Genomic DNA, 26,504 nt, shown 5'->3' with positions numbered 1-26,504 from the left:
CCGCTCGGGGCGCGGGGCGGGGTGCCGGCGGGGCGGCGGGTGTCGCGGCGGCCGGGAGGGCGGGTGCCGGGGGTGTGCTGCGCCCTCGTCATGACCTTGTTCATGGGTGTCCCCGTTCAGTTGGGCCCGGCCGCTTTCTACCGGGCGGTAACTTGCCGTCGTGGATCTTGTACGGGGTTGCGGTAAGTGACGGCAAGAGAGCGCAAGGTCGCGGGTCGAGTCCTGAGGGCTTCACCTATCAGGATGATGGAGGCGGGCAAAAGACCGGGTGGGCGGGGTGTGCCGGGTGAATTCCGGGGCGCCGGGTGGACGGCGTCAGGGGCGTCTGCGGGGACCCGAAAGGGGACACCCGCACGTATCCTGAAGCCCCCGGAGGCGCGGACACCGCTCTCCGCGGGGCGCCGAGCGAAGTACCGACCGCGGATCCGACCACGAGAGAGAGCGGCCCACCATGCGCGTCTACGTCCCCCTGACCCTCCCCGGTCTCGCCGAGGCGCACAAAGCGGGAGAGCTGGGGCCCGGGCCGCTCGTCGCGTACGCCGTCACGCCCGCCCTGCGCGAGTGGTACCTCTCCGACGACATCGAGGAGCTGGAGTACGCCGCGCTCGGCCGGGCCGCGCTCGCCTCGCTGCGGCTGCTGGCCGCCGACCCGGGGGCGCCGCGGCGGCGGGTCGTGGTCGCCGTGGACGTGCCCGACGGCGCGGCGATGGCCGACCCCGACCGGGGCCTCGACCCCGCGGCGCTCGGCGAGGTGCGGGTGGCCCGGGGGGTGCCGCTGACCAAGGCGGCCTCCGTGCACGTCGACGCCGGGGACGCGGAGGCCGACGTGACCGCGGCGGCCGAGGCGCTGGCCGCGGCGGACGTCGGCGACGACGACGCCCAGTTCGTGGTGGACGGCGCCGACGACCACGAGCTGCTGTGGTTCGCCACGCAGGAGATCCCGAACCTGGTGGGCTCCGGGGACTGAAACCCTGTGCCGACGGCGGCTCGGTGGCCCGACGGCCGGTGAACCGAGTGCCCGGCTCGGTGGCCGGAGGGTCGGTGAGCGGAGCACCCGGCCGGTGGTCCGACGGCCGCTGAGCGGAGCACCCGGCCCGGTGGTCTCGGCCCGTTCGGCGTCCTGGCCGGCGAGCCGGCGCGTGCTGCCGAATGTCAGTGGTGGCGGGTACGTTTGCGGACATGGGGAATGCAGCGGCGCACATCGTCTGGGACTGGAACGGCACCTTGTTCCACGACAACGACGCGATCATCGGGGCGACGAACGCGGCGTTCGTCGAGCTGGGGATGGAACCGATCACGCTGGAGCGGTACCGGGCGCTGTACTGCGTGCCGGTGCCGAAGTTCTACGAGCGGCTCATGGGCAGACTGCCCACCGACGCCGAGTGGGAGATCATGGACGAGGTCTTCCACCGGTACTACGCCGAGCATCGGGTGCGGTGCTCGCTGACCGCGGGGGCGGCGGAGCTGCTCGCGGGGTGGCGCTCGGCGGGACACAGCCAGTCCCTGCTGAGCATGTACGTGCACGACGAGCTCGTGCCGCTGGTCCGCGGCTTCGGCATCGAGCCGCACTTCGTCCGGGTCGACGGGCGCACCGGGCCCTCCGGCGGCAGCAAGGCGGAGCACATGGTGCGCCACCTCAAGGCGCTGGGCGACGTCGAGGCGGAGCGCACCGTGGTGATCGGGGACGCCGCCGACGACGCGGTGGCCGCGCTGCACGTGGGGGCGCGGGCCGTGCTGTACACCGGCGGCTCGCACGGGCGGTCCAGCCTGGAGGAGGTGGGCGTGCCGGTCGTGGACACGCTGGAGGAGGCGGTGGAGGTCGCGAAGGAGATGGCAGCCTGAGGGTGGTGAGGGCAGGGGCGGGACGAGTCGGATAGGGGGGATGGGGGCGGGGGGAGTCAGCTCGCCGGTGCCTTCGCGCGCAGCACTCTGAGGAACTCGCGCATCCACGCCGGATGGTCCGGCCAGGCGCGGGAGGAGACCAGCGTGCCGTCGACGACGGCCTCGGTGTCCTGGAAGGTCGCGCCGGCGCTCTGCATGTCGAGCTCCAGCGCCGGATAGGCGGTGACGCGGCGGCCGCGGAGGCCGTCCGTCGCGGCGGTCAGCAGCGGGCCGTGGCAGATCTGCGCCACCGGCTTGTCCGCGTCGAAGAACGACTTGAGGATCTTGCGCAGTTCGGGGTCGTTGCGCAGGTACTCGGGGGCGCGGCCGCCGGGGACGACGACGGCGACGTACTGGCCGGGGTCGACCTCGGAGAAGGCCAGGTCGGCGGGCCAGGTGTAGCCGGGCTTCTCGGTGTAGGTGTCGAAGCCGGGTTCGAAGTCGTGGACGACGAACCGGAGCTGCTTGCGGGCGGGGGCCGCGATGTGGACCTCGTAGCCCTCCTCGCGCAGGCGCTGGTAGGGGTAGAGGACTTCCAGGGACTCCGCCGCGTCGCCGGTGACGATGAGGACTTTCGCGGTCATGTCGGTGCGCTCCCCTCAGGACGGTGGCTTCCTGGGCAACGTGCCGCTGGATCGCGGCCTTGCCAAGAGGCGCGGTCGCTTTCAGGGTGCCCCGGGGGCGCCTCCCGAGGCGACTTTTCCCCACCATCGAAAGCCCACCGAAGCCCGCTGAAAGCCCACCCCACCCACCGAGCCCTCGAAGCCCACCGGGCGGCCCGTTGGTTCGTCCCTTCACACGCCGCCGCCCGCCCCGCCCCTGTGCAGAACGTCAAACTTCCACCCCCTGTTTTGTACACATACGGCTCATGACGGGCCCCGGGTGAGGAGCGATAGCCTTGGTGGCGTGATCAGCGCGATATCTCGCGGGGGTGCTCTTTCCCCTGCCCTGCGCCCGGTGACCGCGGACGACATCCGTGGCCGGGTGGCGGTCGCTGGTCCTCGCGGGCGGGACGGGGTCGCAAGAACCCCCAGGACGCCGTACACACCCCGGACGCGGGCGGCGCGGAGAGCAGCGTCACACCTCGCGGGGGCGTCGAGAATGGCCGATAACCCCCCGCTCATCTCACCTTGCGGCATAGCGTCGAAACAGACCGGAGACCCCGCGTCGAGGCGTTACGTCCCAGGGGAAGAGACCGTACTTCCTTCTACGTCACGCAACGGCGCGCGACAGGAGCCAGAGGACAATGCAGACCAAGCTGGACGAAGCCAAGGCCGAGCTGCTCGAGAGGGCGGCCCGGGTCGCTGAGAACAGCCCGGTCGGGGGGCACCTACCGACCGGGACGACGGGCGAGGCCACTGCGGGGACCCCGGACACCCCCGGCACCCCCGACCGCGAGACCGTGCTGTCGTTCCTCCAGCGCTACTACCTGCACACCGCCCCCGAGGACCTCACCGACCGCGACCCGGTCGACGTCTTCGGAGCCGCGCTCTCCCACTACCGGCTGGCCGAGAACCGGCCACAGGGCACCGCGAACGTGCGCGTCCACACCCCGACCGTCGAGGAGAACGGCTGGACGTGCAGCCACTCCGTGGTCGAGGTCGTCACCGACGACATGCCCTTCCTCGTCGACTCCGTGACGAACGAACTGACCCGTCAGGGGCGGGGCATCCACCTCGTCGTCCACCCGCAGATCGTCGTCCGCCGGGATGTCACCGGCAAGCTCATCGAGGTCCTGAACACGGCGCCCTCCGCCCCCGACCTCCCGCACGACGCGCACATCGAGTCGTGGATCCACGTCGAGATGGACCGCGAGACCGACCGTGCCGACCTCAAGCAGATCGCCGTCGACCTGCTGCGCGTCCTGTCCGACGTCCGTGAGGCCGTCGAGGACTGGGAGAAGATGCGCGAGGCCGCGCTGCGCATGGCCGAGGACCTGCCGACCGAGTCCGTGCCCGGGGACCTCGCCGCGCCGGAGGTCGAGGAGGCCCGCGAGCTGCTGCGCTGGCTGGCCGCCGACCATTTCACCTTCCTCGGCTACCGCGAGTACCAGCTGCGCGCCGACGACTCCCTCGCCGCCGTCCCCGGCACCGGGCTCGGCATCCTGCGCGCCGACCCGCACCACGCCGGCGGCGACGCCCACCCCGTCAGCCCCTCCTTCGAGCGGCTCCCGGCCGACGCCCGCGCCAAGGCCCGCGAGCACAAGCTGCTCGTGCTCACCAAGGCCAACAGCCGGGCCACCGTGCACCGGCCGTCGTACCTGGACTACGTGGGCGTGAAGAAGTTCGACGCCGACGGCAACGTCATCGGTGAGCGGCGTTTCCTCGGACTGTTCTCGTCCGCCGCGTACACCGAGTCGGTGCTGCGGGTGCCCGTCGTGCGGCGCAAGGTCGACGCCGTCCTGAAGGGCGCCGGCTTCTCGCCCAACAGCCACGACGGACGCGACCTGCTCCAGATCATGGAGACCTACCCGCGTGACGAGCTGTTCCAGACGCCGGTGGACGAACTCCAGTCCATCGTCACGTCCGTGCTCTACCTCCAGGAGCGCCGCCGACTGCGGCTCTACCTGCGGCAGGACGAGTACGGGCGCTACTACTCCGCCCTCGTCTACCTGCCCCGCGACCGGTACACCACCGGCGTGCGGCTGCGGATCATCGACATCCTGAAGGAGGAGCTCGGCGGCATCAGCGTCGACTTCACCGCCTGGAACACCGAGTCGATCCTCTCCCGGCTGCACTTCGTGGTCCGGGTGCCGCAGGGCACCGAGCTGCCGGAGCTGTCCGACAGCGACAAGGAACGCATCGAGGCGCGTCTGGTGGAGGCGGCCCGCTCCTGGGCGGACGCCTTCGCGGAGGCGCTCAACGCCGAACTGGGCGAGGAGCGGGCGGCGGAGCTGCTGCGCCGGTACAACAACGCCTTCCCCGAGGGCTACAAGGCCGACCACACCCCGCGCTCCGCGGTCTCCGACCTGGTCCACCTCGAACGCCTCGACGAAGAGCGGAACTTCGCGCTCAGCCTGTACGAGCCGGTGGGCGCGGCGCCCGACGTGCGGCGCTTCAAGATCTACCGCAAGGGTGACGCGATCTCCCTGTCGGCGGTGCTGCCGGTCCTCAACCGGCTCGGCGTCGAGGTCATCGACGAGCGTCCCTACGAACTGCGCTGCGCCGACCGCAACGTCGCCTGGATCTACGACTTCGGTCTGCGCCTGCCCCGCTCGGGCAGCGGCGTCAGCGGCGACCAGCTCGCCGACGACGCCCGCGAGCGGTTCCAGGAGGCGTTCGCCGCGACCTGGACCGGCCAGGCGGAGAACGACGGGTTCAACGCCCTGGTGCTGGGCGCCGGGCTGACCTGGCGGCAGGCGATGGTGCTGCGCGCGTACGCCAAGTACCTGCGGCAGGCCGGTTCGACCTTCAGCCAGGACTACATGGAGGACACCCTCCGCACCAACGTCCACACCACCCGGCTGCTGGTGTCGCTGTTCGAGGCGCGGATGTCGCCGGACCGGCAGCGCGCCGGACTGGAGATCGTCGACGCGCTGCTGGAGGAGCTGGACGCCGCCCTCGACCAGGTCGCCTCCCTGGACGAGGACCGGATCCTCAGGTCCTTCCTCACCGTCATCAAGGCGACCCTGCGCACCAACTTCTTCCAGAAGACCGCCGACGGCACTCCGCACGCCTACGTGTCCATGAAGTTCGACCCGCAGGCCATCCCCGACCTGCCGGCGCCGCGGCCCGCCTTCGAGATCTGGGTGTACTCGCCGCGCGTGGAGGGCGTGCACCTGCGGTTCGGGAAGGTCGCGCGCGGTGGCCTGCGCTGGTCCGACCGGCGTGAGGACTTCCGCACCGAGATCCTCGGCCTGGTCAAGGCGCAGATGGTGAAGAACACCGTCATCGTGCCCGTCGGCGCCAAGGGCGGCTTCGTCGCCAAGCAGCTGCCCGACCCGGCCGCCGACCGCGACGCGTGGCTGGCGGAGGGCATCCGCAGCTACCGCACGTTCATCTCCGCGCTGCTCGACATCACCGACAACATGGTCGCCGGGGAGGTCGTGCCGCCCGCCGACGTCGTCCGGCACGACGAGGACGACACCTACCTGGTGGTCGCCGCCGACAAGGGCACGGCGACGTTCTCCGACATCGCCAACGAGGTCGCGCAGTCCTACGACTTCTGGCTCGGTGACGCCTTCGCCTCCGGTGGCTCCGCCGGCTACGACCACAAGGGCATGGGCATCACCGCCCGCGGCGCCTGGGAGTCCGTCAAGCGGCACTTCCGGGAGCTGGGCGTCGACACGCAGAGCGAGGACTTCACGGTCGTCGGCATCGGTGACATGTCCGGTGACGTGTTCGGCAACGGCATGCTGCTCAGCGAGCACATCCGGCTGGTCGCCGCCTTCGACCACCGGCACATCTTCATCGACCCGCACCCCGACGCGGCGACCTCGTACGCCGAGCGCCGCCGCCTCTTCGAGCTGCCGCGCAGCTCCTGGGCCGACTACGACACCTCGCTGCTGTCGGCGGGCGGCGGGATCTTCCCCCGCAGCGCCAAGGCCATCCCGGTCAACTCCCACATCCGCGAGGCCCTCGGCATCGAGGGCAAGGTCACCAAGCTGACCCCGGCCGACCTGATGAAGGCCGTCCTCAAGGCGCCGGTGGACCTGCTGTGGAACGGCGGTATCGGCACGTACGTCAAGGCGTCCACCGAGTCCAACGCCGACGTGGGCGACAAGGCCAACGACGCCATCCGCGTCGACGGCGCCGACCTGCGCGTCAAGGTCGTCGGCGAGGGCGGCAACCTGGGCCTGACCCAGCTGGGCCGGATCGAGTTCGCACGCTCCGGCGGCAAGATCAACACCGATGCCATCGACAACAGCGCCGGCGTGGACACCTCCGACCACGAGGTGAACATCAAGATCCTGCTCAACGGGCTGGTCACCGACGGCGACATGACCGTCAAGCAGCGCAACAAGCTGCTCGCCGAGATGACCGACGAGGTCGGCCGTCTCGTCCTGCGCAACAACTACGCGCAGAACACGGCGATCGCCAACGCCCTCGCCCAGTCCAAGGACATGCTCCACGCCCAGCAGCGCTTCATGCGCCACCTGGTGCGCGAGGGCCACCTCGACCGGGCGCTGGAGTTCCTGCCCACCGACCGGCAGATCCGTGAGCGCCTCGCCGCCGGGCAGGGCCTGACCAGTCCGGAGACGGCCGTCCTGCTGGCGTACACGAAGATCACCGTGTCGGACGAGCTGCTGCACACCTCGCTGCCCGACGACCCCTACCTGCGTGGGCTGCTGCACGCGTACTTCCCGACGGCGCTGCGCGAGCAGTTCCCCGAGCACATCGACAGCCACCCGCTGCGGCGCGAGATCACCACGACCGTCCTGGTCAACGACACCGTCAACACCGGTGGTACGACGTACCTGCACCGGCTGCGGGAGGAGACCGGCGCCTCGCTGGAGGAGATCGTGCGGGCGCAGACCGCGGCCCGGGCGATCTTCTGCTCGGCGCCGGTGTGGGACGCGGTGGAGGCCCTCGACAACCAGGTCGAGGCCGACGCCCAGACCCGTATCCGGCTGCACTCGCGCCGCCTGGTGGAGCGCGGCACGCGCTGGCTGCTCAACAACCGGCCGCAGCCGCTCGAGCTGGCGGAGACGGTCGAATTCTTCGCCGACCGGGTCGAGCAGGTGTGGTCGCAGCTGACGAAGCTGCTGCGCGGCGCGGACCTGGAGTGGTGGCAGAAGATCTACGACGAGCTGACCGGTGCCGGTGTGCCGGACGGGCTCGCCACCCGGGTGGCCGGATTCTCGTCGGTGTTCCCGGCGCTGGACATCGTGTCGGTGGCCGACCGCATGGGCCGGGACCCGCTGGATGTCGCGGAGGTGTACTACGACCTCGCCGACCGTCTGCACATCACCCAGCTGATGGACCGCATCATCGAGCTGCCGCGGGCCGACCGCTGGCAGTCCATGGCCCGCGCCTCCATCCGCGAGGACCTGTACGCGGCGCACGCGGCGCTGACCGCGGACGTCCTGGCCGTCGGCAACGGCACCTCGACGCCCGAGCAGCGGTTCAAGGCGTGGGAGCAGAAGAACGCGGCGATCCTGGGCCGGGCCCGCACCACGCTGGAGGAGATCCAGGGCTCGGAGACGTTCGACCTGGCCAACCTGTCGGTGGCGATGCGGACCATGCGGACACTGCTGCGGACGCACTCGTAGCCGTACGCGCGGGCCGCGGTCGCTCAGGCCGCGCGGGCCGCGGGTGACGCGTGAAGGCGCCTTCCGATCCCTCGCAGGGATCCGGAGGCGCCTTTTGCACAGGTGCTGCCGGGCGTGCGCTTTGAGATGTGCGCTGCCGGGCGTTACGCGGGCTTCGGCGCCGGCTTGGGTGCCGGTTTGCCGCTGGTGAACTCCTCGTACGCCCGCATGACCTCCTCGGTGGGGCCGTCCATGCGCAGCTCGCCGCGCTCCAGCCACAGCACCCGCTGGCAGGTGTCGCGGATGGCGGCGTTGCTGTGGCTGACCAGGAAGACCGTGCCCGCCTGCTCGCGCATCTCGCGGATGCGTTCCGCCGAGCGGCGCTGGAACTTCGCGTCACCGGTGGAGAGCGCCTCGTCGACGAGGAGGACGTCGTGGTCCTTGGCGGCGGCGATGGAGAAACGCAGCCGGGAGCCCATGCCGGAGGAGTAGGTGCGCATGGGCAGGGAGATGAAGTCGCCCTTCTCGTTGATGCCGGAGAAGTCGACGATCTCCTGGTAGCGCGCCTTGATCTGCTCGCGGGACATGCCCATCGCCAGGCCGCCGAGGTAGACGTTGCGCTCGCCGGTCAGGTCGCCCATCAGGGCGGCGTTGACGCCGAGGAGGGAGGGCTGGCCGTCGGTGTAGATCTTGCCGCGCTCCACCGGCAGCAGGCCGGCGACGGCCTTCAACAGCGTCGACTTGCCGGAGCCGTTGGTGCCGATCAGGCCGATCGCCTCGCCCTTGTAGGCGACGAAGGAGACGTTCTTGACGGCGTGCACGGTGCGCATGCCGGCGGCCTTCGCGGCTCGCTTGGGGCGCAGGATGCGGTTGAGGGCGGCGGTCGCCGAGCCCTTGCCGCCGGCGGGGCCGTTGATGCGGTAGATGATGTCGACGCCGTCCGCGACGACGGTGGGGATCCGCTCGTCGGAGGGCCCGTTCGGGGTTGTGTTGTCAGCCACGGCCGTAGGTCTCCTCAGCCTTCCAGAAGTAGATGAAGCCGCCCACGCCGGCGAGCAGCGCCCAGCCGGTCGCCCACGCCCACACGTGCGGGGGCAGCTGGCTCGCGTGGAAGGTGTCGATCAGCGCGAACCGCATCAGGTCGATGTAGACGGCCGCGGGGTTGGCGCGCAGCAGGTCGGCGACCCAGGGCGGCATGCCGTTGTGCTTGCTGACCAGGTTGTCGATGCTCCACATCACGCCCGAGATGTACATCCAGGTCCGCAGGACGAACGGCATCAGCTGGGCGATGTCCGGGGTCTTCGCGCCCAGCCGGGCCAGGATCATCGACACGCCCGCGTTGAAGACGAACTGGAGGACCAGCGCCGGGACGGCGAGGATCCAGGACGGGGCCGGCGGCACGCCCACGCACAGCAGGATGATCACCAGCGCGGCCATCGAGAACAGCAGCTGCTGGAGCTGCTGGAGGCAGAACGAGATGGGCAGGGCCGCGCGCGGGAAGTGCAGGGCCCGCACCAGGCCGATGTTGCCGGAGATCGCGCGCGTGCCCGCCATGATCGAACTCTGCGTGAACGTCCATACGAACACGCCCGTGACCAGGAACGGGATGAAGTCCGCGACGCCCTTCTTGGTCTCCAGCAGGACACCGAAGATGAAGTAGTACACCGCCGCGTTCAGCAGCGGGGTCATCACCTGCCAGATCTGTCCCAGCTTCGCCTGGCTGTACTGCGCGGTGAGCTTGGCCGTGGCGAACGCGCTGATGAAGTGGCGGCGCGCCCACAGCTGGCTGACGTACTCCGGCAGCGAGGGGCGGGCGCCGCTGACCGAGAGGCCGTGACGGGCGGCGAGGGCCGCGAGGTCTTCGCGGGGCACGGGCCGCGACTGGGGCGGTGTGTCGAGGACCTGACTCACATCCGCTGCTTTCTCTCGGGGGTGGGGGTGGGCACGGGCGGTCCGGTGTCGCCGGCCGGCGTTTCGGCGTTTCCTTACGTTTCTCTTGTCGTTCTCTTACGTCGGGACGGGACCGTATCGTCGCAACGTGAGCGTAGGCCGATTGAGCGCCGGAACGCAACCGTTTCGTCGTGACGCCCTATGCTGTCCGCATGACGACGAACGCCGACGGACCCCAGACGCGTCCGCGCCGCCGGACCCCCGCGGGAGCGGCCGTGCTCCGGGAGGACGTGACGGAGGCCATCCGGGCGGCCGTGTTCGAGGAACTGGCAGCCGTCGGCTACGCGCGGATGTCGATCGAGGGCATCGCCCGCCGGGCCGGCGTGGGCAAGACGGCCGTGTACCGGCGCTGGCGCTCCAAGCTGCACCTGGTCCTGGACATCGTCGCGGCGATCGCCGTGCAGGGCCTGCCGGCGCCGGAGACGGGCAGTCTGGAGGGCGACCTGCGGGTGCTGTACGAGGTGACGTCACGGGCGCTGCGGCACCCGGTCGCCTCGCAGATCATCCCGGACCTCCAGGCGGAGGCGGCCCGCAACCCCGAGATCGCCGAAGCGGTGCAGAAGGCCCTGCGGGACGGTCAGGAGGGGGTCGCGCTGACGATCGTGGCCGCGGCCAAGCAGCGCGGCGAGGTGAGCGAGGGCGCGGACGGCGAGCTGGCGCTGGATCTGATCTCGGGCCCGCTGTACTGGCGCTCGGTGGTGATCCGCAACCCGAAGCTGCCCAAGGGGTACCTGGACGCGCTGGCACGGTCGACCGCCGCGGCGATCAAGGCGCTCTGAGCCAGGGCCTCACCGCGCCCACGCTCGGGGCGGCGTGCCGCTGTCTCTCAGGCTCGGCACCTCGGCCCGCTGTCGCCTAGGCTCGGGGCCGCGTGCCCCTGTCGCTCGGGCTCGGGGCGGCGCCCGCCGTCTCTCGGGCTCAGTACCTCGGCCCGCTGTCGCTCAGGCTCGGCACCTCGCCCCGCCGCGCCCACGCTCGGGGCCGCGTGCCCCTGTCGCTCGGGCTCGGGGCGGCACCCGCCGTCTCTCGGGCTCGGCACGTCGCCCCGCTGTCGTTCAGGCTCAGCACCTCGCCCCGCCGTCGCTCGGACTCAGGGCCGCGTGCGCCTGTCGCTCGGCTCGGGGCCGCGTGCGCCTGTCGCTCGGCTCGGGGCCGCGTGCCGTTGTCACCCAGCTCAGGGCCCGCCACCCCGTGGCTCATGCTCAGGGCCTCGCCACCCCGTGGCTCATGCTCAGGGCCTCGTACCGCCGTCGCTCAACCGGTGGGCCAGGTCCGTCAGGTCCGGTGTGCGCAGGACGCGGTCGCCGGAGCCGGGCAGGGGGACGTGCAGGGCGCGCGTCCACCGTTCGGGGACGGCCGTGGCGCCGTGCACCGCGCCCGCGAGGGCGCCCGTGACCGCGGCGACGGTGTCGGTGTCGCCGCCGAGGTCGACGGCGGCGCGGACGGCGTCCTCGTACGTGGTGGTGGTGCGCAGCGCCCAGACGGCGGAGCCGAGGCAGGGCCAGACGGCCCCGTTGAACTCGGTGGCCAGGTCCGGGTGCCAGTCGGGGGCCAGGACGGTCGCGTAGCGCGCCCGGTGGTCGGGGTGGACCTCGGCCAGGGTCGCCGGCAGCGCGGCCAGCGGGTCACCGCCGGTCAGGGCGGTGCGCAGCAGCTCGTGCAGGATCGCCGTGCCCTCCCAGGCCGCACGGTCGCCGTGGGTGAGGGCGCTCAGCCGGCGGGCGGCGTCCATCGTGGCGGCACGGCCGTCGCCGGCGAAGTACACGGCGGAGGTGGCGGCCCGCATCAGCGCGCCGTTGCCCGCTCCCCGCTGGCTGACCTGGAAGTGCAGGGCGGCCGCCGTGTCCCACGGGTCGCCGCTGCTCAGTACGGCCTCGGTCTGGAGGCCGATGTCCTTGGGGTCGGCGGCCGCCCACCGCTGGAACCTGCGGAAGACGTCCGCCGGTTCCAGGCCGCCGCGCTCCAGCAGGGATTCCCCGACGAGTACGGCCATCTGCGTGTCGTCCGTCGCCTCACCCGGGTCCCAGCCGCCGCCCCCGCACATCTCGCCCCCGTGCCCCGCGACCGGGAACCGGGCCCGGAAGGCGCCCTCCGGACCGAACTCGAACGGCGCGCCCAGCGCGTCCCCCACGGCGGACCCGACGACCGCGCCCACCGCACGTACGGAATCGATCACCCGGCCAGCCTAAGCTCCGGCGCGACCGCCGTACGGCAGCAGAGGGAAGAAGCCCCGCCCGACCGCCTACGCCCGCCGCTCCTGCGCCGTGTCCTCCTCCTCGCTGAGGGCCGCCGCGTCCAGTGCCCCCGTGAGCCGGTCCAGGCGTTCGCGGAGTTCGGTGATCTCGTTCAGGTCGAAGCCCGTCGCGGCGGCGATCCGGCGCGGTACCCGCAGGGCCCGCTCGCGCAGCGCGGTGCCCTCCTCGGTCAGCCGGACCTCGACCGAGCGTTCGTCGCGGGTGCTGCGCTCCCGGCGCACCAGGCCCGCCGACTCCAGCCGCTTCAGCAGGGGGGAGAGGGTGCCGGAGTCCAGGCGCAGATGCTCGCCGAGCCTCTTGACGGGCAGCGTGCCCTCCTCCCACAGCACCAGCATCACCAGGTACTGGGGGTAGGTGAGCCCGAGGTCCTTGAGGATCACGCGGTACACGCCGTTGAAGGCGCGCGAGGCGGCGTGCAGGGAGAAGCAGATCTGGCGGTCCAGCCGCAGCCAGTTCTCCTCGGCGGACGCCGGGGCGGGGGCGGAGGCCGGGTGAGACATCGGGGTCATGCCTCCAGGGTAGCTCTTGCGGACCATTCAGTTGTGCACAACTGAATTGTGTGCTCTACTTGTCGTCGTGAGCGGCCCGGACACGCACCGTGCGGGGCCGGCCACCCCCGACCACAGACTTCCGAGAGGGATGGTTCATCCATGGACGCGCTCTACACCGCAGTCGCCACCGCCACCCACGGCCGTGAGGGCCGCGCCGTCTCCTCCGACGGCAAGATCGACCTCGCGCTGGCCATGCCGGTGGAGCTGGGCGGCAACGGTCAGGGCACCAACCCCGAGCAGCTCTTCGCCGCCGGGTACGCCGCCTGCTTCGGCAGCGCCCTCGGCCTCGTCGGCCGCCAGGCCAAGGTCGACGTCAGCGACGCCGCCGTCACCGCCGAGGTCGGCATAGGCAAGCAGGGCGAGGGCTTCGCCCTCAAGGTCGCCCTCCGGGTCGAGCTGCCGGACTCCGTGGACGAGGCCACCGGCCGCAAGCTGGTCGAGCAGGCCCACCAGGTCTGCCCCTACTCCAACGCCACCCGCGGCAACATCGAGGTCGAGCTCGTCGTCGAGTAACCGGGTCCGGCACCCCCACCCCTAGGGGTGGTCGGAGACGGGGCGGCGCCCGGTCGGATACGACACGGTCGACAGCGGCGAGCCCGTGACCCCCGAGGCCGCCGACGGCACCGGCCGCCGCTCATCGAGCGGCACCACCGGCGGCTGCCCCGTCTCGCCCAGCACCACCCGCCGCACCACACGCTCGGCGGCGCGACCGTCGTCGTACGGGCAGAACCGCTCCCGGAACGCGGCCCGCAGCTGGGCCGAGCGGGAGCCCCGCCAGTGGCCGGTGGCGAAGATGTCGACCAGCTCGTCCTCGCTGCGCGCGACCGCGCCCGGCGGGAAGGCCCGCAGGTCGAAGTAAGTGCCACGGGCCGCCTGGTACGCCGCCCAGTCGTCGTCGGGGACGTGCACCACGATCGGACGGTCCAGGTTCGCGTAGTCGAACATGATCGACGAGTAGTCGGTGACCAGGGCGTCCGACGCCAGACACAGCGACTCCACACTCGGATGGCCGGTGACGTCCAGGACCCGCCCGCCGCCCGCCACGGCGGTGGGCTGCGCGGGGTGGGCGCGGGCCAGGATCACGAACTCCGGCCCCAGCCGGCGCAGGACCCGCGCCAGGTCGAGCAGCGGGCGCCCGGTCAGGCAGTGATCGCGGTACGTCGGCGCGTACAGGATCGCGACCGTGTCGCGGGGAATGCCGAGCTCCTCCCGCAGCCGCGCCACATCCTCGGCCGTCGCCCGCTGGAACACGTCATTGCGCGGCTGGCCGTACTCCAGCGTGATGTAACCGCCGGGGAAGACCCGCTCCCAGGTCAGAGTGGTGTGGCGGTTGGCGGACAGCACATAGTCCCACCGCTCCACGCCCCGCAGCAGCCCCGCGAAGTCCGTGTCACGCGCCGCCGCCGGGCGTTCCCGCAGGTCGAGGCCCATGTGCTTGAGCGGGGTGCCGTGCTGGGTCTGGACCAGGACCTGCCCGGGCCGCTTCACCAGCCGGCGGTCGAAGTCGACGTTGCTCACCAGGTACCTGGAACGCGCCAGCGCCGTCCAGTACGCGGCCGTGTCCGGGGTCAGCCGGCCCGGGCCCGGCGGGACGGCGTCCTGGTGCTCGGGGCGCGCGATCCACGCCGTGCGCACCTGCGGCACCACCGCGCGGAACGCGGCCTCCAACGCGCCCGGATTGCAGCCGAACGCACGCCCCCCGTACGCGGCGAACACGGCCCGGTCGGCGCGTACCGGCAGCCGCAGCTGGATCCGGTAGTGGACCTGGAGGGCGGCCGACCGCAGCGCGCGGACCAGCCCGGACGCCGCCCGGCGCACGCCCCGCCGCAGCGCCTCGCCGGCCTGGACCGCCCGGTAGGTGCGGTGCAGGCCCAGGCCGACCAGGGCGTGACGCATCCGGGACCGCGGCGGCACCGAGACGCCCGGGACACGGTGACGGCGGTAGTGGGCGCGGGCCCGGCGCAGGAACGCGGCGCGGTCGGCGCGCGGCAGCGTCACGCGCTCGGTGTGCAGGGCCGCGAGGTGGTCGACCATGCGGTGGAACAGCACCGGCCGCCACCGGGCCAGCGCGGGCCGCCCGGCGAGGAACGCGAAGACACGGTCGTACTGGTCGAAGACGTCGAAGTGCCGGTGGCCGGCGGTGGGGACGCGGGCGCCCCGGCGGCGCACGCGGTGGTGCACGCACACCCGGTCCAGCGTCGCCAGCGACTCGGCCAGCGCCAGCGCCGGATACGTCCACGGCAACTCCGCGCAGTAGCCGGGCGGGAAGGACAGACCGGCCCGCTCGACGAACTCCCGCCGGTACGCCTTGTTCCACGCGGCCGGCACCATCCTCAGCAGCCCCGGCCGGCCATCCAGACGGAACGGCGCCGGCCCCCGCTCGGTGAGCTGCGCCGCGAACGGACCGCGGACCGTCTCGCCCGTCCAGTACGCCGCCGCGTGGTCGTACACCAGGACGTCCGGCTCGCCCGTCTCCTTCAGCCGGTCGGCGATCGCGCGCAACGCGTCCGGGGCGAGCGTGTCGTCGCCGTCCAGGAACAGCACGTAGTCGCCGATCGCCCGCTCCAGACCCGCGTTACGGGCCGGCCCCGGACCGGCGTTCGCCGCCAGACGCACCGGCCGCACCCGCGGATCGCGCGCCGCGAACTCGTCGATGATCTCGCCGCAGCCGTCCGGCGAACGGTCGTCGACGGCGATCACTTCGAGGTCGGCGTACGACTGGGACAGCACCGATTCGAGGCACTCGGGCAGGTACGCCTGAACCTGGTACGCGGGGACGATGACACTGAACCTGGGCAAGGGACATCCATGGGTCGGCGCGGGGGGCTCTGCCCGGGAACGGCCGAAGGAGTGACCTGGTTACGATCCGTACGGCATCCGGGGTACACCGGCACGCACGACGAGGGGGCGGACCGGACCCGGCCCGCCCCCCGCACCCCGTCGTCTACTTGACCGCGCCGGCCATCACACCGGACACGAACTGCCGCTGGAACGCGAAGAACACGGCCAGCGGGACCACCATCGAGATGAACGCGCCCGGCGCCAGCACGTCGATGTTGTTGCCGAACTGCCGTACCTGCGTCTGCAGGGCGACCGTGATCGGCTGGCTGTCGGCGTTGGTGAACACCAGCGCCACCAGCATGTCGTTCCACACCCACAGGAACTGGAAGATGCCGAGGCTCGCGATCGCCGGACCGCCCAGCGGCATCACCACACGGACGAACAGCCGCAGTTCACCGGCGCCGTCGAGGCGGGCCGCCTCCAGCAGCTCGCGGGGGATCTCCGCGAAGAAGTTCCGCAGCAGGAACACCGCGAACGGCAGACCGAAACCCACGTGGAACAGGATCACGCCGAGAACCGACCCGAACAGGCCGACGCTGCCGAAGAGTTCGGCGATCGGGATCAGCGCCACCTGCACCGGCACCACCAACAGGCCCACCACGCCCAGGAACCACCAGTCCCGGCCCGGGAACTCCATCCACGCGAACGCGTACCCGGCGAGCGAGCCGATGACGACCACCAGCACGGTCGCCGGAACCGTGATCAGCACCGTGTTGACGAGGGAGTCGGTGATGTCGCCGTTCTCCAGCAGCTTCCGGTAGCTGTCGACGGTGAGCTGGGACGGCTCGCTGAACACCTTCCACCAGCCGCTCGCGCTCATGTCCTCCGGCGTGCGCAGCGAGGAGATGAGCAGACCGATGGTCGGCACCAGCCAGAACGGCCCGACGACGATCAGGAAGACCCGGACCAGACCGCCGTTGACCTTCTCCACGAGCCACTTGGCCGCCGACGTCATCGCCGCACCTCCCGCCTGAGCCGCCGGATGTTGAACCACATCACCGGGATCACCAGCAGCAGCAGGAACACCGCGATCGCGCTGGCGATGCCGGGCTGGTCCTCGGAGAAGCCCTTGCGGTACAGCTCCAGCGCCAGCACGTTCGCGTCGTCCTGCGAGGAGCCGGGGGCGATGATGAAGACCAGGTCGAACACCTTCAGCACATTGATCATCAAGGTGACGGTGACCACCGCGAGGACCGGCGCGAGCAGCGGCACGGTCACCCGGCGGAAGACCTGCCACTCGTTCGCGCCGTCCACCCGCGCCGCCTCCATCAGCTCCCTGGGCACACTCGCCAGCCCGGCCGCGATCAGCACCATCGCGAAGCCCGCCCACATCCAGATGTACGAGCCGATGATCGCCGGCGTGACCAGCGACGGGCCGAGCCAGTCCAGCCCGTTGTACGCCTCCTTGAAGTTGCTCGCCGGAAGCCGCAGCAGCGCGCCGTCGGCCTCCTCGGGGAGGGTGAAGGTGCCGTCGTCGGCGGCCGTCGTCGAGGCGACCACCCTGCCGTCCTTGACGGCCTCGATCCGCATGCCCGGGTAGCCCAGCTCGGTGGCATCCGGGGCGCCGAGCGTGCCGACGCCCTTGCCTCGGGTGAAGTCCTGCCAGGTCGTGCCGGTGACCTTGCCCGGCTCGGGCCGCGCCCCGACGGCCCGCTCGGCGTCGTCGGGCATCTGGTCGGGCGCGACACCGACCAGGGGCAGGGCGACCGGGTCGCCCGCGGAGACGGCCGCCTTCGTGACGAACCCGCCGCCCTCCGCCTTCAGCGGCGACTGCCGGCCCGGGTGGGCCTTGGGGAACGCCGACGACTGCGCGAACGTGTCATGCACACCGACCCACACCGCGTTCGCGACACCCTTGTCCGGGTCCTGGTCGTAGACCAGCCGGAAGATGATGCCGGCCGCCAGCATCGAGATCGCCATCGGCATGAAGACGACCAGCTTGAACGCCGTGCCCCAGCGCACCCGCTCGGTCAGCACGGCGAAGATCAGACCCAGCGCGGTCGCGACCGTCGGCGCGAACACCACCCAGATCACGTTGTTCTTCAGCGCCGTGCGTATGCCGTCGTCGGTGAAGAGCGCCCGGTAGTTGTCGACGCCGGCGAAGCCGTCGCCGGACTGGTCGTAGAAACTGCGCACGACCGAGTACCCGATCGGGTAGACCACGAGCGCGCCCAGCAGCACCAGCGCGGGCAGCAGGAACAGCGCTGCCACCGTCCGCCGGGTGCCGGTCACGCTCCCGCGTGAGCGAGGTGCGGCGGGGGCTCCCGGAGCCCCCGCCGCCGTTTTCGACGCCATCCCCGGATCAGTTCCCGTACGCCGCCGCCGCGTCCGACTCCAGCTTCGCCTGGATGCCGGCCACGTCCGTCGGGTTCTTCAGGAAGTCCTGGAGGTCCTTCCACATGCCCTTGCCGGGCGTGCCGCCGAACGCCTGCGGGGCCTGGTCGGACAGGTCGAAGCGGAAGTCGTCGCCCGCCGCGACCAGCGCCTGTGCGATCTTGCGCTGCACGTCGTTCGGGTACGCGGCCACGTCGACGTTCTTGTTCGGCGACAGATAGCCGCCCAGCTTCGCCTGGATCTCCGCCGCGTCCGGCGAGGCGAGGAACGTCGCCAGCGCCTGCGCGCCCGGGGAGTCCTTCAGGACGACGGCCGCGTCACCGCCGGAGACGACCGGCGCGGTGGCGCCGACCTTCGGGAACGGGAACACCTTCGCGTCCGTGCCGACCTTCGCGTCCGTCTGGGCGATGTTGACCTGCACGAAGTCACCCTCGTAGACCATCGCCGCCTTCGGCTGGTCACCGCCGGTGAAGGTCTGCGTGACGGCGTTGGGGAACTGCGTCTGGAGCGCCCCGTCGGCGCCGCCCGCCACGTAGTCCTTCTTGCCCCAGATCTGCGCGAGCGTCGTCAGCGCCTGCTTGACGGACGGGTCCGTCCACTTGATCTCGTGCTTGGCGAGCTGGTCGTACTTCTCCGGGCCCGCCTGCGACAGGTACACGTTCTCGAACCAGTCGGTCAGCGGCCAGCCGTCCGCGCCCGGGATGGAGAACGGGGTGACGCCGGAGTCGTACACCGTCTGAGCGGTCGTCAGCAGCTCGGCCCACGTCTTGGGTTCGGTGGCGCCCGCGTTCTCGAAGACCTTGGCGTTGTACCAGACCAGCGACTTGTTGGCGGCCTTGTAGTAGACGGCGTACTGGGTGCCGTTCACCTTGCCGATGTCCTGCCAGCCCTGCGAGAAGTTCTTCGCCAGCTCCGCCTTCGCCTCCGCGCCCAGCGGCTTGGCCCACTTCTTGTCCACGGCCTGCTGGATGGCGCCCGGCTGCGGCAGCATCGCCACGTCCGGCGGCTGACCGCCCGCGATCTTCGAGCCGAGGAAGTTGATGATCGGGTCCTGCGCGGGCACGAAGGTCACCTTCGCGCCGGTGCGCTTCTCGAACTCCGCCAGGACCTTCTTGAAGTTGGCCTGCTCCGGGCCGGTCCACACGGCGGCGACCTCGAGTGTCGTGCCGTTCAGTTTCGGGAGGGTGAGGCTGCTGCCGCCCGGCTCCTGACTGCCGGTGGGAGTCGCGTCGCCGCTGCCGTCGCCGTCGTCACCGCCGCACGCGCTGAGCGAGAGCGCCAGGGCTCCCGCGATGATCGCGGCGGCTGCCTTCACGGTTCCGCGTTTCCGGTGTGTGTTGCTCGTCCTGCGCATCACTGCCCCGTTCTTCGTCCTCGTCGAACGTCCGAGCGCTGTCCCGTGGGGACTGGTCTACGCCGGGTGCCGGGGGTCGGCAAGTGCGCGTGCCGTGTCAAGCGGGAGATCGTGACCGCGTTGTGATTGCAGGCTGCACGGGTGTGGGCGGGGCGCTGCCCGGGACACGGGGGGTCTACAGCAGGGACGGCACCTCGGCCGCCGCCACCTCCCGCGCCGCCCGCTCCAGCGCGCTGGCCAGCAACGCCAGGTCCGTCGGGCCGTTGCCCAGCTCGCGGACGGGCCTGCGGGCCGGGGGATCGCCCATGCGCTGCCACTCCAGGGCGACGACGGTGGGGCGCAGGGTCGCCGTCCGGGGGATGCGGCCCGTGACCCGGCCGCCCTGGAACGGGGTGAGCAGTCCGTCCGCGCCGCGCAGCCGGCCGCGCCCCGGAGCCGGTTCGTCGGCGCCCGACCCGGGGGCGTCCAGCGTGATCCGTACCGTGGCCTGCCGGGCCGGTTCCGACTCCGCCGTACGGCCTCCCGGGCCGGTGGCGGCTATCAGGTGCACGCCGAGCCGCTCGCCGTCGCGGGCCACTGCCTCCAGGGCCCGCATCACGGACCCCGCGGCGGGCCGCCCGGGAGAGCCGAGCGCCGGCGAGACCAGGGCGTCCAGATCGTCGACGACGACCACCAGCCGGGGCAGCGGTGGGGGCGCCTCGGTGCGCTGCCGGGCCGCGGCACCGGGCCGCAGCCGCAGGGTCGAGCTCGGCGGGGCGTCCAGATCGGCGGCGCCGGCCGCCGGACCGGCGGGCCCACGCTGCGGGACGATACGGCCGGAGACCGCCCGGTGCGTGTGCCACTCGGCGAAGTCGGACCGCCCGAGCAGCTCGGCCCGCCGCTTCAGCTCGGCGCTCAGCGACTGCGCGAACTCCCGCATCCGCACCGGGTCGTTCGCCGTGAGATGCGTGGTCACATGCGGTACGTCCGTACACACCCGAAGGCCCTCGCCGTGCCCGCTGCCGGGCTTGCCGACGGTGTCCCGGCCGTCCATGAGGACGATGCCCAGCCGGTCGGGCCGTTCGGCGGCGGCCAGCGAGGCGACGACCGCCCGCAGCAGCTCCGTGCGCCCGCTGCCGGGCGGGCCCTCGATCAGCAGGTGGGGGCCTTCGGCGGCCAGGTCCACGCAGACCGGCCCGCGCGGGCCCGCTCCGAGCACGGCCCACGCCCGGCCGCCGAGCGCCTCCGTGTCGTCGGCCGCGTCCGCCCAGCGGGCCATCAGGGAGGTGGGGGTGGCCCGGGCGAGGCCCAGCTCGTCGAGGAGCCGGGCCGACGAGGGCAGCGGCGCGGACACCCGCGGGTGCCCCTCACCGCCCGTGCCGTCCGGGCGCAGCGGCGCGAGCGCCCGCGCGAACCGCTCCGCCCACGCGGAGGAGACCGCGTCCACGGCGCCGATCGTGCCGTGGCCCACCGGACCCGGCCGCTCCGCGTCCGGGCCGCCCGGCGCGACCCGCAGCAGCCGCAGCGCCGTCGCCACGTCACCGCTGAGCAGACCGGCCGCCCCGCAGGAGCGGAAGGTGGGCGCCGCCGCGCACGCCGCCTCGAAGGTATCCGCCACCGGAGAGGCGGGCGAGGCGGCCGTCGTCTCCGCCAGACACACGACGTGGATCCCGGCCAGGGGCCCCGCCACCGCCAGCCGGGCCATCGCCTCGCGCAGGCCCGCGCCGCCCGGGTCGCCGTCCACCACGACGACCGTGTACGGGCCGGTGAAGTCGCCGCCGTCGTCCGCGAGGGCCCAGGAGGGGCGGTGGGAGGAGGCGCGTTGTGCGGGGACCGACCGGGCCGCCGCCGAGCCGCCGCCCGTGTCGGCGAGGTGGTCCTCCAGACGGCGCAGCAGCTCGTCGGCGCGGGCCGTGGCCTGGTCGCGGTCGTAGGCGAGGAGCAGCCGGCAGTCCTGGCCGTGTGCCGGGCGCAGATGCGGCAGCCAGCCCAACCAGGACCACTCGGCGACGCGCTCCTCCTCGGAACGCGCGCGGTCCGTGCTGATCAGCACGATCTCCAGCAGGTCGGGGGAGTGCAGCGCGGCGAGCTGGGCCAGCACCGCGCGCGCCAGCCCGGACAGGCGCGGGCGCGGACCGGCCAGGCCCAGCGACCCGACCTCGCGCAGGCCCGCGGTGACCGGCACGGCGGGCAGCAGGCCCGAGCCGTCGGGCGCCGCCCGGTCGGCCGTGCCGAGCCGCACCGCGAGCGCCTCCGGGTGATCGGGACCGCGCTCCCACAGGCGGGGGCCCGGGCCCAGCGCGGTCAGCAGCAGTGCCGCCGGGTCCGGCCAGGTGTCCGGTACGGCGGCCGCGCCGACCGACGGCTGTGCCGCCGCGTCGGAGGCCTCCTCCTCGTACGGCGTGCCGGGGCCGTCCGCCTCGGGCGAACCGGAGCGGCCGCCGGTCAGCCGCCGGGCCCACGCCGACAGCCCGCCCCGCTTGCGGGCGCCCTGCGGGGCGTCGGGGTCGCGCGCGGGGATGCCTTTGCGGGCCGCCGGGGCGGCGGCGCTGTCGGTGTCGGGGCCGTGGGGCTGTGCGAAGGGGCTCGCGGTCTCGTGCGTCCGGGTGAAGGAGCCGAGGCCGGAGCGTCCGCCGTGGGTGTCTTCCGAGGCGGCGACGCGAGGGGCGTCGGTGGCGCCGTGGTTCTCGATGCGCGGGGCGCCGCCCTGGCCCGGTACCAGGCCCTGGCCCGGCACTGATCGCCGACCGGCGACCGGGCCCTGGTCCGGTCCTGAGCTTCGACCCGCGCCTGGGCCCTGGCCCGGCACCTGACCTTGCCCCGGACCCAACCCGTGGCCCTGCCCCCGCACCGATCCCTGCCCCGGGACCATCCCCCGGCCCTGGTCCGGCAATGAGCCCTGATCCCGGCTCAACCCCTGGCCCTGCCCCGGGACCACCCCCCGGCCCGCGACCGGCCCCGTCGGCCGTTCGCCGCGCGTGGCGGTGCCCCAGGCGGCGGTGCCGTAGGTGTGGGAGGTCGGACCGGAAGGGCCCTCGGCGCTCCCGGACGCGGGGTCGGAGGCGTCCTGCCCGCACGACACCCGGACGTGGCCCTCCCCGTCCGGAGTGGTGGGCAGTCGTGCCCCCGGCCCGCCGGGCGGGGCCAGCCGCAGGGCCGACTCCCCGACCCTGAGCAGCGCGCCCGGGGCGAGCCGCACCGGGCGGCCCGACACGCGCGTGCCGTCCAGCGTGGTGCCGTTGGTGGAGTCCAGGTCGGCCACCGTGACCCGGCCGTCGGCCGCCAGGGTCACCGCGCAGTGCAGCCGGGAGACGTCCGGATCGTCGAGCGGCACATCGGCGTCGGCCGAACGGCCCACCCGGACCTGTCCGCCGTGCAGCAGATGCACCCCGCCCGCGTCCGGGCCCGCCACCACGTGCAGCCGGGCCGGGGCGTCGTCCACCTCGGGATGCGGCTCGGGGTCGGCCGGGGCGCCCACGGACAACACCGCGCCATCGGTCAACGGCGGCTCGCCGAGCGTGCAGCGCTGCGTGTCGAGCCGCTGCGCGCCGGCGTACAGCACGGGCTGCGCGCCCCCGGACGACGTGGTGCCGCCCTCCCCGGAGACCGCCGCGGCCAGGGCGGACGCCACCGCGGCCAGAGCCGTACCGGCGGGCGCCGTGACCAGCACGTCGCAGCTCGCGGCCCGGCCCCGCGCGTCGGGGGGCGGGCCCTGCGGGTCTACGACGGTCAGCCGGATCTGCATCGCCGTCAGCGGTCCCTTCTGCGCGGGCGCGGACTTCCCCCCACCCCACACGAGCACGTCGGCCAGTACTGCACGCATCCTCGCACCTGTCACTGACAACGCGCCCGCCACCCGGTGAAAGGTGATCTTGATTGGTCGGCTCTGCCCGCAAAAATGCCTGATCCGTACCCCGCCGACGATCAGTTGAGATCGGTCACGCTCCGGTTCGGCAACCAAAAGGAACGACCAGGGCGTCTTTCCTGCAAACCTTCGCTTCGAACCGCCCGGCACTACAGTGGTTCGGAACATCGCAACACTCGCAAGCAAGCAGGGAGCGCATGACGTGCGGCCGGTAGGCAGCAAGTACCTGCTCGAGGAGCCGCTCGGACGCGGCGCCACGGGCACCGTCTGGCGAGCCCGCCAGCGCGAGACCGCGGGCGCCGAGGCGGCCGTGCCCGGCCAGCCCGGGGAGACCGTCGCCATCAAGGTCCTCAAGGAAGAACTCGCGAACGACCCCGACGTCGTGATGCGCTTCCTGCGGGAGCGTTCCGTCCTGCTGCGCCTGACGCACCCCAACATCGTCCGGGTCCGTGACCTGGTCGTCGAGGGCGATCTGCTGGCGCTGGTCATGGACCTCGTCGACGGCCCCGACCTGCACCGCTACCTGCGGGAGAACGGCCCCTTCACGCCCGTCGGCGCGTCCCTGCTCACCGCCCAGGTGGCCGACGCGCTCGCCGTGAGCCACGCCGACGGCGTCGTCCACCGCGACCTGAAGCCCGCCAACGTGCTGCTGCGGCAGGACGGCGGCCAGATGCACCCGATGCTCACCGACTTCGGCATCGCGCGCCTCGCCGACTCCCCCGGCCTGACCCGGACCAGCGAGTTCGTCGGCACGCCCGCGTACGTCGCGCCGGAGTCCGCCGAGGGCCGCCCGCAGACCTCCGCCGTCGACATCTACGGCGCCGGCATCCTGCTGTACGAGCTGGTCACCGGCCGTCCGCCGTTCTCCGGCAGCTCGGCCCTGGAGGTCCTGCACCAGCACCTGAGCGCCGAGCCGCGCCGCCCCTCGACGGTCCCCGAGCCGCTGTGGACGGTCATCGAGCGCTGCCTGCGCAAGAACCCCGACGAGCGGCCCAGCGCGGAGAGCCTCGCGCGCGGGCTGCGTGTCGTCGCCGAAGGCATCGGTGTCCACGCCAACTCGGCGCAGATCGCCGCGGCCGAGGACGTGGGCCGGCTGCTCGCGCCCGACCCGGCGCCCGCCACCGTGCCCGGCTCGCCCCAGGGCGCCCCGGGTGGCGCGTACGACCCGAACGCGGCGACCAGCGTGCTGCCGCACACCGCGGGCCCCGGCAACCCGCCGGGCGCCGCCGACCCCACCGCCGTGCTGCCGCACACCGGGGGCCCGGCGGGCGCGGCCGACCCGACGGCCGTCCTGCCGCCGGTGCCGCCGCACCAGCCCGGCCGGCAGGGCCAGCAGCCCGAGGAGCCGCACCCCTGGCAGTCGCAGCTGCGCGCCGCGCGCGACCGCAACGAGCAGACCCAGGTGCAGTACCTCGACCCGAACGAGGACCCGCTGCGCCGCCGCCCCCAGCGGCAGGTCGCCCGCCCGCAGCAGCAGCCGCACCGCCAGCAGCAGCCGCAGCAGGGCTACGGCTACCCGCCCCAGCCCCAGCAGTACGCGCCCCAGCCCCAGCAGCCTCCCGCGCCCCAGCGGCAGCCGCAGCAGCAGCCCCGCCGGCAGCCGCCGCAGCGGTACGCGCCGCAGCCCCAGCAGCCGCAGCAGCGGCCCGCGCCCGAGCCCCGTCAGCCGAGGGAGCCGCGCCGGCGCAGCGCCAACCCGATGAAGATCCCCGGACTCGGCTGTCTGAAGGGCTGCCTCTTCACGATCGTCATCCTGGTCGTCGCCGGATGGCTGATCTGGGAGCTGAGCCCGCTCCAGGACTGGATCGGCACCGGCAAGGGCTACTGGCAGCAGCTGGGCGACTGGTTCGAGACGGTCACCGGATGGATCGGGGAGCTCGGCGGCTCCGGTGGGTCCGGCGGGTCCGGCGGCTCCGGCACCTGATCGCCGACGCGGCCGGACCACGACTTCGTGGATTTGTCGACAACTGACGGGTGATTTCCGTCTCCGCGGTGAAGGTCGGCTCGCAGGACGCGTACTTTTGTCGCAACCACGCGTCTGTAGGAGCAGTCTTGGCACGGAAGATCGGCAGCCGGTACACCGCCCACCAGATCCTGGGCCGGGGCAGCGCCGGCACGGTGTGGCTGGGCGAGGGGCCGGAGGGACCCGTCGCCGTCAAGCTGCTGCGCGAGGACCTCGCCTCCGACGAGGAGCTGGTGGGCCGCTTCGTGCAGGAGCGCACCGCCCTGCTCGGCCTGGAGCACCCCAACGTGGTCTCCGTACGGGACCTGGTGGTCGACGGCAACGACCTCGCGCTGGTGATGGACCTGGTGCGCGGCACCGACCTGCGCACCCGCCTGGAGCGGGACCGGCGTCTGGCGCCCGAGGCCGCCGTCGCGATCGTCGCGGACGTCGCCGAGGGGCTCGCCGCGGCCCACGCGGCCGGGGTCGTGCACCGGGACGTCAAGCCGGAGAACGTCCTGCTCGACATGCAGGGTCCCCTCGGCCCCGGCGGCTCGCACCGCGCGCTGCTGACCGACTTCGGCATCGCGAAGCTGATCGACACCCCGAAGCGGACCCGCGCCACGAAGATCATCGGGACGCCGGACTACCTCGCCCCCGAGATCGTGGAGGGCCTCCCGCCGCGCGCCTCGGTGGACATCTACGCGCTGGCGACGGTCCTGTACGAGCTGCTGGCGGGCTTCACGCCGTTCGGCGGCGGGCATCCCGGCGCGGTGCTGCGCCGGCACGTCACGGAGACCGTGGCCCCGCTGCCCGGCATCCCCGACGAGCTGTGGCAGCTGATCGTGCAGTGCCTGGCGAAGGCCCCCGCCTCACGGCTGCGGGCGTCGGAGCTGGCGGCCCGGCTGCGCGAGCAGCTGCCGACGCTGGCCGGGATGCCGCCGCTGGACGTGGACGAGCCGGACGCCGAACCGGCCGAGGAGGCCGCGGCGGAGGAGAGCGGATCCTCCGCCGCGGCGCCCGCCGCGCCCTTGGGGCGGGTACGGCGGGGCTCGGTCCCCCTGGTGCCCGGCGCCAAGCCGGACTCCAACCGTGACACGCACACGTCGATGAGGGTGCCCGCCCCGGACGAGCTGGCCGGCGGCGCGCACGGGACGGCCCGCGTGCCCAGGGCGGCCGGGGCCCCGCGCCCCGGTTCGGCCCGCAACCGCGAGGCGGCCCGCCGCCGCCGGATCGCCCTCGGCGCGGCAGGCGTGGCCCTCGCGGCGGCGATCGGTGTGGGCGCCTGGGCGGCGACCTCCGGCGACGACGGGGGAGCGACCCCCCAGGACACGAAGAACTCGGCCCCGGTGTCACCCTGAA

Annotated in this window: 17 protein-coding genes; 7 read left to right on the top strand and 10 right to left on the bottom strand. The window is 72.9% G+C overall.

All coding sequences use genetic code 11. From position 1 onward, the window contains the following. The first annotated feature begins 451 nt into the window (after positions 1 to 451). Both ALMP_RS22260 and ALMP_RS22255 read left to right on the top strand, forming a co-directional pair. Positions 452 to 967 carry a DUF6912 family protein gene (locus ALMP_RS22260; RefSeq protein WP_264930956.1) on the top strand — a complete coding sequence of 172 codons (516 nt, stop codon included), beginning with the start codon at positions 452 to 454 and terminating at the stop codon, positions 965 to 967. 212 nt (positions 968 to 1,179) lie between these two features. Then, positions 1,180 to 1,842 (top strand): HAD family hydrolase, encoded by a 663-nt coding sequence (locus ALMP_RS22255; protein ID WP_264930954.1) that lies wholly within the window; start codon positions 1,180 to 1,182, stop codon positions 1,840 to 1,842. Between the two features lie 56 nt (positions 1,843 to 1,898). Here ALMP_RS22255 and ALMP_RS22250 read toward each other — a convergent pair whose 3' ends face one another. Further along, positions 1,899 to 2,465, bottom strand: a complete 567-nt coding sequence (locus ALMP_RS22250; RefSeq protein WP_264930952.1) for a DJ-1/PfpI family protein — start codon at positions 2,463 to 2,465, stop codon at positions 1,899 to 1,901. A 662-nt stretch (positions 2,466 to 3,127) separates the two neighbouring features. On the opposite strand from ALMP_RS22250, the gene ALMP_RS22245 reads away from it, so the two are divergent. Next, positions 3,128 to 8,092 (top strand): NAD-glutamate dehydrogenase, encoded by a 4,965-nt coding sequence (locus tag ALMP_RS22245; protein WP_264930950.1) that lies wholly within the window; start codon positions 3,128 to 3,130, stop codon positions 8,090 to 8,092. A gap of 143 nt (positions 8,093 to 8,235) precedes the next feature. Here ALMP_RS22245 and ALMP_RS22240 read toward each other — a convergent pair whose 3' ends face one another. Together ALMP_RS22240 and ALMP_RS22235 are read right to left on the bottom strand one after the other, a co-directional pair. Then, the gene (locus ALMP_RS22240) at positions 8,236 to 9,072 is read right to left on the bottom strand and encodes an ABC transporter ATP-binding protein (RefSeq protein WP_264930948.1); all 837 of its coding nucleotides are present in this window, start codon (positions 9,070 to 9,072) and stop codon (positions 8,236 to 8,238) included. Next, positions 9,065 to 9,982 (bottom strand): ABC transporter permease, encoded by a 918-nt coding sequence (locus ALMP_RS22235; RefSeq protein ID WP_264930946.1) that lies wholly within the window; start codon positions 9,980 to 9,982, stop codon positions 9,065 to 9,067. Before ALMP_RS22235 ends, ALMP_RS22240 begins: the two co-directional genes overlap by 8 nt. A gap of 191 nt (positions 9,983 to 10,173) precedes the next feature. Here ALMP_RS22235 and ALMP_RS22230 point away from each other — a divergent pair, with 191 nt between their 5' ends. After that, entirely contained in the window at positions 10,174 to 10,800 is a 627-nt protein-coding gene (locus ALMP_RS22230; RefSeq protein WP_264930944.1) for a TetR/AcrR family transcriptional regulator, read from the top strand. 452 nt (positions 10,801 to 11,252) lie between these two features. Here ALMP_RS22230 and ALMP_RS22225 read toward each other — a convergent pair whose 3' ends face one another. Next, positions 11,253 to 12,197 (bottom strand): ADP-ribosylglycohydrolase family protein, encoded by a 945-nt coding sequence (locus ALMP_RS22225; RefSeq protein WP_264930942.1) that lies wholly within the window; start codon positions 12,195 to 12,197, stop codon positions 11,253 to 11,255. A 66-nt stretch (positions 12,198 to 12,263) separates the two neighbouring features. Beyond that, complete coding sequence (locus ALMP_RS22220) at positions 12,264 to 12,785, bottom strand: MarR family winged helix-turn-helix transcriptional regulator (protein ID WP_264930940.1); 522 nt, start codon at positions 12,783 to 12,785, stop codon at positions 12,264 to 12,266. A gap of 141 nt (positions 12,786 to 12,926) precedes the next feature. Between ALMP_RS22220 and ALMP_RS22215 the strand changes: the two genes are divergently transcribed. Continuing rightward, positions 12,927 to 13,340 carry an organic hydroperoxide resistance protein gene (locus ALMP_RS22215; RefSeq protein ID WP_264930939.1) on the top strand — a complete coding sequence of 138 codons (414 nt, stop codon included), beginning with the start codon at positions 12,927 to 12,929 and terminating at the stop codon, positions 13,338 to 13,340. A gap of 21 nt (positions 13,341 to 13,361) precedes the next feature. Here the strand turns inward: ALMP_RS22215 and ALMP_RS22210 are convergent, their stop codons facing one another. From ALMP_RS22210 to ALMP_RS22190, 5 genes are all read right to left on the bottom strand, one after another. Next, positions 13,362 to 15,626: a bifunctional glycosyltransferase family 2 protein/CDP-glycerol:glycerophosphate glycerophosphotransferase gene (locus ALMP_RS22210; RefSeq protein ID WP_264930937.1), complete on the bottom strand. Its 2,265-nt coding sequence runs from the start codon at positions 15,624 to 15,626 to the stop codon at positions 13,362 to 13,364. Between the two features lie 145 nt (positions 15,627 to 15,771). Then, a complete protein-coding gene (locus ALMP_RS22205) occupies positions 15,772 to 16,623 on the bottom strand; it encodes a carbohydrate ABC transporter permease (RefSeq protein ID WP_264930935.1) in 852 nt (283 codons plus the stop codon). Further along, positions 16,620 to 17,900 carry a carbohydrate ABC transporter permease gene (locus ALMP_RS22200; protein ID WP_264930934.1) on the bottom strand — a complete coding sequence of 427 codons (1,281 nt, stop codon included), beginning with the start codon at positions 17,898 to 17,900 and terminating at the stop codon, positions 16,620 to 16,622. Before ALMP_RS22200 ends, ALMP_RS22205 begins: the two co-directional genes overlap by 4 nt. Before the next feature lie 70 nt (positions 17,901 to 17,970). Further along, positions 17,971 to 19,356 carry an ABC transporter substrate-binding protein gene (locus ALMP_RS22195; RefSeq protein WP_264930933.1) on the bottom strand — a complete coding sequence of 462 codons (1,386 nt, stop codon included), beginning with the start codon at positions 19,354 to 19,356 and terminating at the stop codon, positions 17,971 to 17,973. Between the two features lie 175 nt (positions 19,357 to 19,531). Continuing rightward, the gene (locus tag ALMP_RS22190) at positions 19,532 to 23,080 is read right to left on the bottom strand and encodes an FHA domain-containing protein (protein WP_264931000.1); all 3,549 of its coding nucleotides are present in this window, start codon (positions 23,078 to 23,080) and stop codon (positions 19,532 to 19,534) included. A gap of 322 nt (positions 23,081 to 23,402) precedes the next feature. Here ALMP_RS22190 and ALMP_RS22185 point away from each other — a divergent pair, with 322 nt between their 5' ends. Together ALMP_RS22185 and ALMP_RS22180 are read left to right on the top strand one after the other, a co-directional pair. Beyond that, positions 23,403 to 25,124, top strand: coding sequence for a serine/threonine-protein kinase (locus ALMP_RS22185; RefSeq protein ID WP_264930931.1), 1,722 nt, complete (start codon positions 23,403 to 23,405; stop codon positions 25,122 to 25,124). 128 nt (positions 25,125 to 25,252) lie between these two features. Beyond that, positions 25,253 to 26,503: a serine/threonine-protein kinase gene (locus ALMP_RS22180; RefSeq protein WP_264930929.1), complete on the top strand. Its 1,251-nt coding sequence runs from the start codon at positions 25,253 to 25,255 to the stop codon at positions 26,501 to 26,503. Position 26,504 lies beyond the last annotated feature (1 nt).

The sequence above is a fragment of the Streptomyces sp. A012304 genome (genome assembly GCF_026008495.1).
Taxonomy (GTDB): Bacteria; Actinomycetota; Actinomycetes; order Streptomycetales; family Streptomycetaceae; genus Streptomyces.
This window is presented reverse-complemented; position numbering and strand designations above follow the sequence as displayed.